The organism is Lactococcus sp. SK2-659 (assembly GCF_020218185.2).
Lineage (GTDB): Bacteria > Bacillota > Bacilli > Lactobacillales > Streptococcaceae > Lactococcus > Lactococcus lactis.
In genome coordinates this window covers 1-435 of sequence record NZ_JAIWQZ020000013.1, presented here as the reverse complement: position 1 = coordinate 435, position 435 = coordinate 1, and the positions used below count along the sequence as shown (strand labels likewise).

The window sequence follows — 435 nt, the reverse complement described above, 5'->3', positions numbered from 1 at the left end:
AAGCGAACGACGAGATTCGAACTCGCGACCCCAACCATGGCAAGGTTGTGTTCTACCCCTGAACTACGTTCGCACTTAAACTTTGTGTCTTACGACAATGCCGACTACATGATTCGAACACGCGACCCTCTGATTACAAATCAGATGCTCTACCAACTGAGCTAAGTCGGCTAATACCTAGTATGCGGATGAAGGGACTTGAACCCCCACGCCGTTAAGCGCTAGATCCTAAATCTAGTGCGTCTGCCAATTCCGCCACATCCGCTAGGATTATGACCCGTGCTGGGCTCGAACCAGCGACCCTTTGATTAAAAGTCAAATGCTCTACCAACTGAGCTAACGAGTCATTAGTATTTCTACTAACGGTTCTGACGGGAATCGAACCCGCGATCTTCGCCGTGACAGGGCGACGTGATAACCGCTACACTACAGAAC

General features: G+C 49.9%; 5 tRNA genes. All 5 read right to left on the bottom strand.

Features of this window, described 5'->3' with window-relative positions:
- Position 1: 1 nt before the first annotated feature.
- Positions 2-73, bottom strand: a tRNA-Gly gene (locus LDP15_RS12140).
- A gap of 25 nt (positions 74-98) precedes the next feature.
- A tRNA-Thr gene (locus LDP15_RS12135) sits at positions 99-171 on the bottom strand.
- Between the two features lie 12 nt (positions 172-183).
- Positions 184-265: transfer RNA gene (locus LDP15_RS12130), tRNA-Leu, on the bottom strand.
- Positions 266-273: 8 nt separating this feature from the next.
- Positions 274-346: transfer RNA gene (locus LDP15_RS12125), tRNA-Lys, on the bottom strand.
- A gap of 17 nt (positions 347-363) precedes the next feature.
- Positions 364-435: transfer RNA gene (locus LDP15_RS12120), tRNA-Asp, on the bottom strand.